This is a genomic window from Streptomyces corynorhini, assembly GCF_003346515.1.
Lineage (GTDB): Bacteria > Actinomycetota > Actinomycetes > Streptomycetales > Streptomycetaceae > Streptomyces > Streptomyces corynorhini.
On record NZ_QQNA01000250.1, the window covers coordinates 1 to 12,689 of the forward strand.

Genomic DNA, 12,689 nt, shown 5'->3' on the forward strand with positions numbered 1-12,689 from the left:
GGCGCGCCCGCGACCGGCCGGTCTACGCCAGGCCCCGCCCGGCGGCGGCCCTCAGCGGTCCGGCGCCGCCTCCGGGCGGCTGTAGGTGCGGCCCTTCCAGGCGGCGCCGCGCCCCCGGTAGTGCTGTACGGCCGAGTCGACCGTCATCAGGAGATAGAGCGACGCCGTCAGCGGCAGCACCGGAGCCTGCCACAGCGAGAGCCGGTAGTAGCGCAGTATCGGGATGTACGTTCCCGTCATCACCGCCCACGCGGCGAACCCCAGCAGGCCCGCGGGCAGGTCGCCGCCGAACACTCCCGCGCAGAGCGCGGCCGGTGGCGCCAGATATATCACCGCGAGCCCGGCCACCGTTCCCACGAGCAGCAGCGGAGAGTGCCTGAGCTGCGCGTACGCGCTGCGCGATACCATCCGCCACAGATCGGCGAGGCCCGGGTAGGGCCGGACGCTGTCCACCCGCTCCGCCAGCCCCAGCCAGATCCGGCCGCCGCCCCGCCGCACCGCCTTGGCCAGCGACACGTCGTCGATGACGGCCTGATGGAACGAGTCGGGCACCCGCGCCCGTACCGCGGTCTCCGTACGCAGCAGCACACAGCCACCGGCCGCCGCCGCCGTCCTGCCGCCGGGACGGTTGATCCAGCGGAACGGATACAGCTGCGCGAAGAAGTACACGAACGCCGGCACCACGAGCTTCTCCCAGACGCTGGCGACCCGCAGCCGCGCCATCTGCGAGACCAGGTCCAGATCGTGCGACTCGGCGGCGACGACCAGCTCCCGCAGGCTGTCCGGCTCATGGGCGATGTCCGCGTCCGTGAGCAGCAGGAAGTCCGGGACCCGGGCGCTGGAGCGGGCCAGCGCGATGCCGTGGCGCACCGCCCACAGCTTGCCGGTCCAGCCCGGCTCCGGCTCGCCGGGCGACGACACCGTCAGCGGCAGACCGCCGTACCGCGCGGACAGTTCACGGGCGAGCGCGCCGGTGCCGTCCGAGCTGCCGTCGTCCACGAGGAAGATCTCGGCCTCCCCGGGATACACCTGGGCCAGCAGCGACGGCAGCGACTCGGGAAGCACCGCCGCCTCGTCGCGCGCGGGCACCACGACCGCGACGGACGGCCACTGCCGCGCCAGGTCGTCCTGGCCCAGCTCCTTGGGGCGTCTGAGACTCTCGTACTCCGCCCGCGCACGGCCCCCGCGTCCGGGCAGCCGCTGATCCGTACGCCAGAAGAACCCCTGACCCAGCAACAGCCAGCCCCAGGCGGTCAGCGAACCCACGGCGATCCAGGCAATGGCGCTCATCCGCCGCAGTCTGCACCACGACGCCGGGACCGCAAGTACCGTCGACTATGGTGACCGGGTGAAGATCGCGCTCATGGACTCCGGCATCGGCCTGCTCGCGGCGGCCCACGCGGTACGAGAGCTGCGCCCCGACGCGGACCTCGTGCTCTCCTCGGCCCCCGACACCATGCCCTGGGGCCCGCGTACTCCGCAGGACCTCACCCAGCTCGCGCTCGCGGTGGCACGCGCGGCGGCAGAACGTCGCCCGGACGCCCTGATCGTCGCCTGCAACACCGCCTCCGTGCACGCCCTGCCCACGCTCCGCGCCGAGTTGGAGCCGCTGCTGCCCGTCATCGGTACGGTCCCGGCGATCAAGCCCGCCGCGGCGTCCGGCGGACCCGTCGCCATCTGGGCGACCCCGGCCACCACCGGCAGCCCCTACCAGCGCGCGCTGATCCGTGACTTCGCCTCCCACATCCGGGTCACCGAGGTGCCCTGCCCCGGACTCGCGGACGCCGTGGAGCACGCCGACGAGGCCGCGATCGACCGGGCCGTGGCCGAGGCCGCCGCGCTGACACCGCCCGACGTGCGGACCGTCGTCCTGGGCTGCACCCACTACGAACTGGTCGCCGAGCGCATCCGCACCGCCCTCCGGCGCCCCGGCCGGCCGGCCCCCGACCTCCTCGGATCGGCCGGTGCCGTCGCCGCGCAGGCCCTGCGCCGGATCGGGCAGTCGGCCACCGGCCCGGCCACCGACCGCGCCGGTCGGCCCGCGCCCCGGCTGACGGTGCTGCTCGGCGGAGTGGAGGCCGAGCTTCCGGCGACCGCGCTGACGTACGCCGAGGGACGGCTGCTGACCGCCGTGGGCCAGCCGCGCTGACCGCGCGGGGCCCCAGGGGTACGCGGGCGGACGGGGCGGACGGGCCCCGGGCGGGGAACCGTCGCCCGATCCCCTACCGAGCCCCTGCCGATCCCCTACCGATCCCCGGCCGGGGTGAGCGGATGCCCCCGTCCGGCCGTCCACAGCACTCCCGTACGCGCGGAATCTGAGTACGCTGCATGGCATGAGGGAGCACCCCCGGCAAGAGGGCCACCCCGATGGGCCCCCACCCGAAACCTGGACCGGCCGAGCGACCAACCGCGCGCAGTGGCTGCTGGCGGCCGCGGGCGCCGCGTGCGTCGCGCTCGGCGTGGAGCTGGCCGTCGACTCCAGCTGGACCACCGGCATCGCCGCGCTGCTGATGTCCGTCGTCGGCTGCGTGGCGGCCGGCCTGCTGATCCTCTTCGGCACCCTGGCCTTCGTCCACGTGGCCGTCCGGGTCGACGACGACTGCCTGGAGGTGCGCTGCGGGCACATGGGCCTGCCGCGCCGCCGCATCGAACTCGCCCATGTCGTCGACGCCCACTTCGTCCCCAGGGTCACCCCGCGCCAGTGGGGCGGCTGGGGCTACCGCTGGCGGCCCGAGATGGGCACCGCCGTGGTGGTACGCCGGGGCGAGGGCGTGGTCCTCAGACTCGGCGACGGCCGGATCTTCACCGTGACGGTGGACGACGCCGAGGCGGCGGTACGGGTGATCCGCGGCCGGCTGCGCCCGCTGACCGAACCGGACCCCGCGAGCGCCTGAACCACCGACCGCGACGCGTACACCCTGGGGGCGGGCGGACGACGCCACGTTGCGGACACGCCCTGGGCCCTGTCTTCGAAGTCCCGCCTGCCCCGTGGCGCCTGGCGCGCACGCGCGCCGCGTTGTCGGATCACCCCGGTACATCCGGTACATCCGGTACATCCGGTACATCCGGTACGGGGTGACCCTCCGCCGTGCGGGAGCGCTCGGCATCCGAAGGACGCGTCAGACGCCGGGGCGGAGGGATACGGAGGGAGCGCAGCGCACCAGACACCGCGGGGCCCGCCCTCGGGGCGGACGGCGCTAGGCGTCCTGCCACACAGCCGGGGCCGCGGGCGGCGCTGCGACGGCACGCCGCGCCGTGGCCAGCCCCGCGAGCAGGCCCGCGCCCGCCGTCACCGAGGTGAAACTCAGCGCGTTGCCGACGCTCGCCAGCCCGGCCAGCCCTGTCAGCGCGGCGCCAGCGGTCAGCACCACCGGGGTGGAGCACGGCGAGCGGCCCAGCGCGAGCAGCAGCCCGCCGTACACCGCGCCGAGCAGCGCCAGCCCCACCGCGCCCTGCTCCGCCGCCTGCTGGAGCGGCGCCGAGTGCGGCTTGCCGTCGTCGTCCAGCGACTGCGCCGCCGCGGGGGACAGATCGCCGAAGCGGTCGGGGCCCACGCCCAGCAGCGGATGCTCCTTCGCCAGGGCCGCCGCGTCCTGCCACAGCCGCACCCGGTGCTGGGTGAGCTGCCCCTCCAGCGAGGACGTGAGCCCCGCGGGCAGCGCCTGCTCGGCCACCGCCCAGCCCGTCCCCACGACCACCGCCGTCAGCAGCGCGAACCCGGCGAGCGCCGCCGCCCTGCGCCGGGTCCGCGCCGCCGCCAGCGAGCACAGCAGCACACCGAGCGCGGCGAGGAAACCCACCACGGAACCGAGCGGCAGCGCCGCACCCGCGATCACCAGCGCCAGCAGCCACAGCCAGGAACGGGTCCTGGGCCGCCGCGCCGCCGAGGCCGCGCAGCACGCCGCCCCGGCGGCCAGCACCAGCAGCGCGGCCACCGCGCCCGCGTCGCCCGGCGGCGTGGCGACCGTCACAGCGGCCCCGAACACCCCCTGGCTTGATGCCACCGCCCCGGCGAGCCCCACGAACGCCATGGCGGCGGCCGTGGCCACCGGCACCAGCGATCCGCAGATCCGGCCGCAGACAAAGCCTGCGGCGACCGCGAGCACGGCCAGCAGCACCCCCTCCGGCCTGCCACCGTCCGCCGCCGCGCTGATCAGCGCCCACACCGCGCAGCCGCCGAGCACCCCGGCGGCCAGCACGTCGGCCGTCCTGCCGCGGTCCCGCGCCGCCCCCGCCACCACGGGCCGTTCCGCCGGTGCGGCCATCGTGTCCAACCCCCAGCTGTGCCCGGTCCTGTCCCACGACGGCCGGATTTGGCCAGGTGGCATGGACTGGCGCATACGGTATCGGCAGGCACGGGTGTTTGTGGAGGGATTGCGAAGCGTCATTGTCGGCCGGAGCGCCCCCGGCGCCGCGACGACCGCCCACGTCCTGGCGCGCGGGCGCCCCCGCCGCGCCGACCGGAAGAGGTCCGTCCACGTAGACTCCGCCGGGTGAGCGCCACCATCACCACCGCCGAACCCGCCCCGTCCGCCCCCGCCCCCGGTGGCGGACAGCGCCTGCTGCGCCGACTCGTCAGGCCCGCAGGGGCCGTGCTCTCCGGCGTCCTGCTCTACGCGAGCTTCCCGCCCCGCACCCTGTGGTGGCTGGCCCTGCCGGGCTTCGCGCTGTTCGCCTGGAGCGTCTACGGGCGCCGGCTCCGGGCCGGTTTCGGCCTCGGCTACCTCGCCGGGCTCGGCTTCCTGCTGCCGCTGCTCTTCTGGACGGGCTCGGAAGTCGGCCCCGTGCCGTGGCTCGGGCTGGTCGCGCTGGAGGCGCTGTTCATCGGCGCGGCCGGACTCGGCGTCGCCGCCGTCAGCCGACTGCCCGGCCGGCCCGTGTGGGCCGCCGCGATGTGGATCCTCGGCGAGGCCGCGCGGGCGCGCATGCCGTTCGGCGGCTTCCCCTGGGGCAAGATCGCCTTCGGCCAGGCCGACGGCGTCTTCCTGCCGCTCGCCGCCGTCGGCGGCACCCCGCTGCTCGGCTTCGGCGTCGTCCTGTGCGGCTTCGGGCTGTACGAGGCGGTCCACCAGGCCCTCGTGTACCGCGCGACGCGACGGGTGCCGCGCGCCGCGGTGAGCGTCGCCGCCGTCGCCGTGCTGGCCCCGGTCGCGGGGGCGCTCGCGGCCCTGCCGCTGGTGAGCGACGCGGCCGAGGACGGCACGGCGACCGTCGCGGCGATCCAGGGCAATGTGCCGCGCGCCGGACTCGACTTCAACTCCCAGCGGCGTGCCGTCCTCGACAACCACGTCCGCAGGACCGAGCAGCTCGCCGCCGACGTACGGGCGGGCAAGGTGGCGCGGCCCGACTTCGTGCTGTGGCCCGAGAACTCCTCCGACCTCGACCCGTACCGCAACGCCGACGCCCGCGCGGTCATCGACCGGGCCGTGAACGCGATCGGGGTGCCGACCGTGATCGGCGCCGTCGTCGCCCCCGACACCGGCAAGCTGCGCAACACACTGATCCGGTGGGAGCCGGGGCGCGGTCCGACGGCCACCTACGACAAGCGGCATGTGCAGCCGTTCGGCGAATACATCCCGATGCGTTCCGTCGTGCGTCTCTTCAACTCCGACGTCGACCGCGTCCAGCGGGACTTCGGCCCCGGGCACAAGGTCGGCGTGTTCGACCTCGGGGGCACCAAGGTGGGACTCGCCACCTGCTTCGAGGCGGCCTTCGACGGCGCCGTCCGCGATCCCGTCGCGGCGGGCGCCGAGCTGATCGCCGTACCCAGCAACAACGCGACCTTCGACCGCAGCGAGATGACCTACCAGCAGCTCGCCATGTCGCGGGTGCGCGCGGTCGAGCACAGCAGGTCCGTGGTGGTTCCCGCGACCAGCGGTGTCAGCGCGATCATCCGGCCGGACGGCACAGTGGTCCGGCAGACGGAGATGTTCACGCCCGACGCCCTGGTCGACAAGGTGCCGCTGCGCACCTCGCTGACCCCGGCGACCCGGCTCGGCGCGCTCCCGGAGGGGCTGCTCGCGGCCGTCGCCGTGACCGGAATCGGCTGGGTCGTGGTGCGCACCGTAAGTGTCAGGCGCCGGACGTCCGTGGGTTAGGGCCTGTTGGGGCGGTGTTCGCCGGGGCGCCGAAGGACGGCCGGAGCCACCGGACGACTCGTCTAGGGTCTTTCCATGGGAACTCCTGACTTCATCAGCCGAATCAGGGCCACCGCGGGCCATCAGCTGCTTTTCCTGCCAGGTGTGAGCGCCGTCGTCCTCGACGACGAGGGCCGCGTCCTGCTCGGGCGCCGTGTCGACACGGGGCGCTGGTCGGTCATCGGCGGCATCCCGGACCCGGGGGAGCAGCCGGCGCGGACGGCGGTGCGCGAGGTGTACGAGGAGACCGGCGTGCGCTGTGTGGCGGAGCGCATCCTGATCGTCCAGACGCTGCGGCCGGTCCGCTACCCGAACGGTGACCACTGCCAGTTCGTGGACACCGCGATCCTCTGCCGGGCGGTCGGCGGCGAGGCGCGGGTCAACGACGAGGAGTCCCTGGAGGTGGCCTGGTTCCCGGTCGACGCGCTCCCGGAGCTGCCGGAGTTCGCGCTCTTCCGGATCAAGCAGGCGCTCGCGGACGAGCCGACGTGGTTCGAGGCCGCCGCCCAGGAACCGGCCGCCACCGGAGCCGACTGTCACCCCGGAGCCGACCTTCACCCCGGAGCCGACCTTCACCCCGGAGTGACGGGCGCCGCGGGGTGACGGTCGGCTCCGGGGTGACGGGGTCACGTTCCGGGCGTGAGCGTCAGCTCGCCTTCCAGTAGAACGGGTCCTTGTCGAAGTCGCTCTGGTACACCACCACGGACGGCGTCTCGTCCTTGGGCAACAGGACCACCTGGCACAGTGTGGCCGTGGCGCCCTTCGGGAAGTCGTCGGGGTCCTTCGCCGGGCAGCCCTCGACCTCCCCGCCGATGGTGATGAGCGTCTTCCCGGACTCACCGCGGCTGTCCCGCAGGCTGGTGGGTGTGTTGAGGTACGGGTACGCGACCGTGGTGTCACCGATGTTCTTGAAGCTCATCGTGACGTAGTACGGCTGGAGCGCCCGCTCCTTGGCGTCGAGCCGTACCTCGCTCAGATCGTCCTGGGAGCCCTTACGGACGCTCTTCGCGGTGGCCTCCAGGGTGAGCTTCTTGTCGGAGCGCACATAGGTGAGCCGAGTGGTCTGGCCGAGCGGCAGGGTCTTGCCCGCTTCGGCGTCGACGGCCTTGTCGCCCCCGGCCGACGGCCGCGCGCTCGACGGCGGCGGGGTCGAGTCGCCGCCGACGGCGGCATCGTCGTCGTCGCAGCCGGTGGCGAGCAGGACCAGGCCCGTGGCGCACAGGAGGGCGGCGCCGGTGCGGGTGGTACGGAGGGTGCGGTTACGTGGCATGAATCTGATCCCCGTTGGTGACGTGTGACGGTGGTGAACGCGCGCCGCCGGGAAGCGGTTTCCCGGGGCGCCCGCTCATCATGCCCGTGACAAACGAGCCAACCCGGCCTGAAGATCCCTTCACAGCGTGGCTGAAACGCGCCCGTTGCAAAGTAACCGTCCGGTGCCACAGGGCCGACGGGAGTGTGCTGAGCACACGGAAACGCTCCCATGAACCGTCGACCGTGGCGGGGGCACACACACGGCCTACCTTCGAGCGGCGCCCGCAGCCCCTCCGCCATCCCACCGACGCACCTCCGCACCCAGCGGGAGGCGTGACGGCTTTGATCGCCTTGGCCGTCACCCCGCTGACGGCCGTGCCCGCCCCCGGGGCCGCTCCCACCTGCGGCGCACCGGGGACGGGAGCGACGAGCCACCGTTCGACGCGGACGGCAACCCGGGCGCGGTGCGCTCCCCGTGCCCTGTGTGCGGGCAGGAGTGCGAGCGGCCCGGTCCGGCGGCCTGCCCGGCGCACGGCGCGGTGGTCTGCTCGCCGTGTCTGAGCGCCGACAGGTCCGGGACGTACCTGCTCCCGGCGGAGCCCGGCGCCGGGTGACCCGGCCGGGCCCGGCCGGTCAGCTGTACTGGGTGGAGTAGTCCCAGGGCTGCGCCGAGGGCGAGTTGTGCCACTGGCTGACGATGCCGTTCCAATCGGTCTGCGTCGTCGTGGTGTTGTCCCACGGCGGCGTGTGCGGCGGGGCCTGCTGCCAGGAGACGTCGTCGTTGGGCCGGGGAGTGGGCACCGTCTGGCCCGCCGCCGCGCCGGGTGCGTACGCGGCCTGCTCGGCCTGGGCCGCGTCGAGCCTGCGGTGCCGGCCCGCCCGGTCCTCGTGCGGAACGGGCTGGTTGAGCCGGCCCTCCGCGGAGAGCTTCTGGGCCCGCGCGACCAGTTGGGCGAGTTCGAGGCCGAACTCCGCGGCGAGGGAGGTCAGATCCAGCCCGGTGTGCCAGCCACCCACCAGGACCGCGTCCAGCGCCGCCGACCAGGTGGAGTCGGCGGCGGGCAGCGCGGGGGCCTGCCCGGACGGTACGGCGTGCGGCGCGATCCCCTTCGTCTGCTGCCCGGCGAACTCCCCGGCCTCGGCCACCGGCCCGGCGGCGGCCGACGTCGGCTGCTCGGAGCGGGCCTGCGCCGGCCGCTGCTCGGCCGGCTCGACGGTGAGCAGGCACTCGGCGACCGTCCGGGCGTCGTCCTTGCCGACCGTGCGCCGGGCGATCCGTACCTCGCGCTCCGTGAGCCCGAGCAGATCCGCCACGGCGCCGTCACTGCCCACGGTCACGGCGAAGGCGGCGAGCATCCGCGTCCGGGCCGCCTGCGCCTCGTCGAGAACGCCCTGCGCGTCCCGCACCTGGTCGTCGCTGCCGCAGAACGCCACCGCGAGGACGGAGTGACGCTCCCACAGCTCTCTGGGTTCCATGTCCGGCTCAACGTTCCTGCGAGCCTTATGGGTCGTTTTGGCGTTATACATCACTGGATTGAGTGGTATGGATGACAAATAGCCAATCAGTCCGGAGAGTCGATTCTGCGCGCACAACGCCTGGTCACCGGGGGTGCCTTCCCCTTCCCGAGAGCCCGGCCTGATCCAAACGAAAGACCCTAGGGGCAGTCCTCGCCGAATTTCACCGTGTCCAGCCGTACGGGCTGCCCGGTCAGCTCCGTGCCCGCCTTCGGGTCCTGTCCGCACACCTTCCAGTTCGACTCCAGCAGGATCCCGCGGTCCTTGCCGGAGACGTCCTTGGCGTCGAGGTGGGCCGAGTCGCCGAGCGCCGCGCGGGCGAACCGTACCGAACGGCCCGTGAAGTCGGGCATCGTGGTGCCGGTCGGCGCGGGCTCTCCCGGATCCTCGGCCGGACACTCCTCGTCCGTCTTCACGGCGCCGAGGTCCACCGTGGTGCCGGTCGGCAGGGTGCCGGGCGCCGGGGTCTGGGAGCAGACCTTCCAGTTGCGGTCGAGGAGGATCGCCCGGCCGCGTCCGAGCGCGTCGTGCGACGTCAGCTCGCGGAACCCGGCGGCCCTCGCCGCGTCCCGCGCGGGCCCGAGTTCCTTGCCCACGAGGTCCGGCAGGGCCGACCGGGCCGTGGTCGCGCCGGCACCGGGCGGCGTGGAGCCCCCGGTGTCCTCGCACGCGGTGAGGGTGAGGAGCGCCGTGGCGCCGAGGAGCGCGAGGGCGGTGCGGGTACGCATGGATCCCCCAGGGACATGGCGGTAAGAGGGACATCATGCGGGACGCCGGGCGCGCCGACGGGGTGAACGCCGGAAACCGCGGACGGGACGGAAGAGTTCAGGACACGGCCGGGCCGTGGGGGAGCCGGGCCGGCCGTGTCCCCGGTGACCACCGGGTCAGGAGAAGGCTCCGCTGTACGCGTTGAGCGCGGGCTGGCCGCCCAGATGGGCGTAGAGCACCGTCGAGTCCGGACCGATCTCGCCGGTACGCACCAGATCGATCAGCCCGGCCATGGACTTCCCCTCGTACACCGGGTCGATGATCATCCCCTCCAGGCCGCCGGTCAGCCGGATCGCGTCCGTCGTCGACTGGACGGGCACGCCGTAGAGGTCGCCCGCCCACCCTTCGAGCACGGAGATCTCGTCGTCGCGGAGTTCGCGGCCGAGGCCGATCAGATCGGCGGTGTGCCGTGCGATCCGCTCGACCTGGGCCCGGGTCTCGTCGATCCGGGCGGAGGCGTCGATACCGATCACCCGGCGCGGCCGGTCCTGACCGGCGAACCCGGCGATCATCCCGGCGTGGGTGGACCCCGTGACGCTGCACACCACCACGGTGTCGAAGAAGACGCCGTGTTCGGCCTCCTGACGCTCCACCTCGTACGCCCAGTTCGCGAAACCCAGTCCGCCGAGCGGGTGTTCGGAGGCGCCGGCCGGGATCGGGTACGGCGTGCCGCCCTCGGCCCGCACCTCGTCCAACGCCCGCTGCCAGGAGTCCTTGATCCCGATGCCGAATCCGTCGGAGCCGAGCCGTACGTCGGCGCCCATGATCCGCGACAGCAGGATGTTGCCCACCTTGTCGTTGACCGCGTCCGGCCAGTCGACCCACTTCTCCTGCACGAGCCGGGCCTTGAGCCCGAGATGGGCGGCGACGGCGGCCACCTGCCGGGTGTGGTTCGACTGGTAGCCGCCGATCGACACGAGGGTGTCGGCGCCCTGCGCGAGGATGTCGGGGACGAGGTACTCCAGCTTGCGGGTCTTGTTGCCGCCGTAGGCCAGGCCCGAGTTGCAGTCCTCGCGCTTGGCCCACACCCGGGCCCCGCCGAGATGTTCGCTCAGCCGGTTCAGCGGGTGGATCGGACTCGGGCCGAAAAGCAGTGGGTAGCGGGCGAAATCCTCGATGGGCACGGGGGAGTTCCTCTCCTCGGCGGGGTGGGCTCAGTGCGCGTGGACCAGACCGTGGCCGCCGGATACGGCCGGTGTGCGAGGCCCGGAAGGCGCGGATCGGGCGGCGGGTGCGGCGGCTTCGGGGGGCGCGGCGGACGGGTCGGCGAGCGTCATCCAGGTCGTATGGGCGAGGGCCGCCGCCGTGGCGGTGTCGCCTGCCGCGCAGGCGTCGATCATCCGGTGGTGCAGCGCGACGGACTCCAGCCCGGCCGCCGAGGAGAAACGCACCCGCTCCATCCGGCGCAGCAGCGGGGCGTACTGCTCCAGGACCTCGGTGACGACCGTGTTCGACGCGGCGGTCACACACACCTGGTGCAGCGTGTCGTCCGCCGCCAGCGCCGAGGCGGTGTCGCCCCGCTCCAGCGCCGCCGCGAACGCCTCGTTCGCCGCTCGCATCGCCGCGATCCGGTCCGCGTCGAGTACGGGCACGGCCAGCCGTACGGCCAGTTCGTGCAGGGCCGCGACCACCGGCTGGGCGTCCCGTACGGCAGTGGCGTCCAGCGCGCTCACGCTGGTCGACCTGCCGGGCCGCGTGATCACCAGACCGCTGCGCTCCAGCCGCATCAACGCCTCGCGGATCGGCGTGCGGCTCACCCCGATCCACTCCCGCAACTCGCCCTCGCGCAGTCGCTCCCCGGGCTTCAGCGTCCCGTCGACGATCGCGTCGCGCAGCGCGGTGAAGGCCCGGTCGCGCAGGAGGACCCGGGCGGTCAGGGGAGTGGTGGGTACCGGCATGCAATATATTGCACGCCGCCAGCGGGCCGACTGTCAAGAGCGGGCCGCCCACGCCCGGCCGCCCGCGTCCGCGCGCAGTCGGGCGCGCTCAGCCCGTGTCCGTGCTCAACCGGCGGGCGCGGGCGGCCAGACCCCGGGGGCGAGCAGCCCCGTCACATACGCGTGCGCCACCAGAGCCGCTCTGTTGCGTACGCCCCAGCGCCGGGACATCCGCCCCAGGTGGTAGTTGACGCCGTCGACGGTCAGCCCCACCTCCCCGGCGATCCGCGCCGTGGTGGAGCCGCCCGCCAGCAGGGTGAGGATGCGCAGCTCCGCCTCGCCGACCTCGGCCGCCCCGGAGCGCGCGGCGGGCGGCGCCGGGGCGGGCCGCTCCCCCCGTACCCGCAGATACAGCAGGAGTACGGGGTGGGACGCCGACCCCTCGCCGAGCAGGTCGACCGTCAGCTCGCCGTACCGCTCGACACCCGTGGGGGTGGACCACGAGACCTCGACCGGATAGCGCGACCTGCGGCCCTGCCGTACCGCTTCGCCGATCGGATGGAGCTGTCCTGGGCCCGGTATCAGGAAGAGGTCCATGGCGCTGCGCCCGCGCAGCCGGCCCGGCAGCTCGCCCCACTGCGCCGCCATCGCCGGGTTCGCCATCAGCACCCGGCCGTAGGGGTCGCAGAGCGCCAGCGGTACCGGGAGCCGGTCGAAGAGGAGGAAGCTCCGGTTGCGCCAGGAGACCGCGTCGCCCGACCAGGACTCCGGTTCGCTGAAGAGCGTGCCAGGGGCCGCCCCGTGCACCCCCTGCGTTCTGTATGTCCCGTACGCCTCATCGGTGCCGGAAGGACCGTCCACCCCGTCTTCCTTGTTCACCCTGTCCGTCCCGTCCACCCCGTCCGTCCCGTCCACCCTGTCCACCCCGTCCGCCTCACCGCTCTCGCCGGTCCCGTGGGTCCAGGGCTCCATGCCGTCTCCCGTTCCGTCCGCTTCCGTCCCCGCACCCGCTTCCACGTCCGGACCTCGACCGCAAGGCCCTCGTGGCGCGGGACACTACACAAACATGTAGTCACGATGCCGTCCAAAGCACCCAGGCGGGGCGAGGGTTGAGACACGCCTCGCCCCGCCTGGGTGCTTT

11 protein-coding genes and 1 pseudogene are annotated in these 12,689 nt (G+C 73.7%); 4 read left to right on the top strand and 8 right to left on the bottom strand.

The features are described from left to right. Nucleotides 1-51: 51 nt before the first annotated feature. Nucleotides 52-1,290 (bottom strand): glycosyltransferase, encoded by a 1,239-nt coding sequence (locus tag DVH02_RS27060; RefSeq protein WP_114626478.1) that lies wholly within the window; start codon nucleotides 1,288-1,290, stop codon nucleotides 52-54. Between the two features lie 58 nt (nucleotides 1,291-1,348). On the opposite strand from DVH02_RS27060, the gene DVH02_RS27065 reads away from it, so the two are divergent. Then, on the top strand, nucleotides 1,349-2,149 hold the full coding sequence (locus tag DVH02_RS27065) for a glutamate racemase (RefSeq protein WP_233518488.1): 801 nt from the start codon (nucleotides 1,349-1,351) through the stop codon (nucleotides 2,147-2,149). Nucleotides 2,150-2,333: 184 nt separating this feature from the next. After that, the gene (locus tag DVH02_RS27070; protein ID WP_114626479.1) at nucleotides 2,334-2,894 is read left to right on the top strand and encodes a hypothetical protein; all 561 of its coding nucleotides are present in this window, start codon (nucleotides 2,334-2,336) and stop codon (nucleotides 2,892-2,894) included. A 303-nt stretch (nucleotides 2,895-3,197) separates the two neighbouring features. Here DVH02_RS27070 and DVH02_RS27075 read toward each other — a convergent pair whose 3' ends face one another. After that, nucleotides 3,198-4,265, bottom strand: a complete 1,068-nt coding sequence (locus tag DVH02_RS27075) for an O-antigen ligase family protein (RefSeq protein ID WP_114626480.1) — start codon at nucleotides 4,263-4,265, stop codon at nucleotides 3,198-3,200. A gap of 228 nt (nucleotides 4,266-4,493) precedes the next feature. Between DVH02_RS27075 and lnt the strand changes: the two genes are divergently transcribed. Both lnt and DVH02_RS27085 read left to right on the top strand, forming a co-directional pair. Continuing rightward, nucleotides 4,494-6,098 carry an apolipoprotein N-acyltransferase gene (lnt, locus tag DVH02_RS27080; RefSeq protein WP_114626481.1) on the top strand — a complete coding sequence of 535 codons (1,605 nt, stop codon included), beginning with the start codon at nucleotides 4,494-4,496 and terminating at the stop codon, nucleotides 6,096-6,098. A gap of 75 nt (nucleotides 6,099-6,173) precedes the next feature. Beyond that, nucleotides 6,174-6,638: pseudogene (locus DVH02_RS27085) on the top strand (NUDIX hydrolase); the annotation flags it as partial. 145 nt (nucleotides 6,639-6,783) lie between these two features. On the opposite strand, the gene DVH02_RS27090 reads toward DVH02_RS27085, so the two are convergent. The 6 genes from DVH02_RS27090 to DVH02_RS27115 all read right to left on the bottom strand — a co-directional run bounded on the left by DVH02_RS27090 (nucleotide 6,784) and on the right by DVH02_RS27115 (nucleotide 12,520). Beyond that, a complete protein-coding gene (locus DVH02_RS27090; protein ID WP_114626483.1) occupies nucleotides 6,784-7,407 on the bottom strand; it encodes a hypothetical protein in 624 nt (207 codons plus the stop codon). A gap of 614 nt (nucleotides 7,408-8,021) precedes the next feature. Further along, nucleotides 8,022-8,795 carry a hypothetical protein gene (locus DVH02_RS27095; RefSeq protein ID WP_407697686.1) on the bottom strand — a complete coding sequence of 258 codons (774 nt, stop codon included), beginning with the start codon at nucleotides 8,793-8,795 and terminating at the stop codon, nucleotides 8,022-8,024. A 248-nt stretch (nucleotides 8,796-9,043) separates the two neighbouring features. Further along, entirely contained in the window at nucleotides 9,044-9,631 is a 588-nt protein-coding gene (locus tag DVH02_RS27100) for a PASTA domain-containing protein (protein ID WP_114626485.1), read from the bottom strand. 156 nt (nucleotides 9,632-9,787) lie between these two features. Then, a complete protein-coding gene (locus DVH02_RS27105) occupies nucleotides 9,788-10,795 on the bottom strand; it encodes a 1-aminocyclopropane-1-carboxylate deaminase (protein ID WP_114626486.1) in 1,008 nt (335 codons plus the stop codon). Nucleotides 10,796-10,825: 30 nt separating this feature from the next. Continuing rightward, nucleotides 10,826-11,569, bottom strand: coding sequence for a GntR family transcriptional regulator (locus DVH02_RS27110; RefSeq protein ID WP_114626487.1), 744 nt, complete (start codon nucleotides 11,567-11,569; stop codon nucleotides 10,826-10,828). A gap of 105 nt (nucleotides 11,570-11,674) precedes the next feature. Beyond that, complete coding sequence (locus tag DVH02_RS27115) at nucleotides 11,675-12,520, bottom strand: helix-turn-helix transcriptional regulator (RefSeq protein WP_199566430.1); 846 nt, start codon at nucleotides 12,518-12,520, stop codon at nucleotides 11,675-11,677. Between the last annotated feature and the right edge of the window lie 169 nt (nucleotides 12,521-12,689).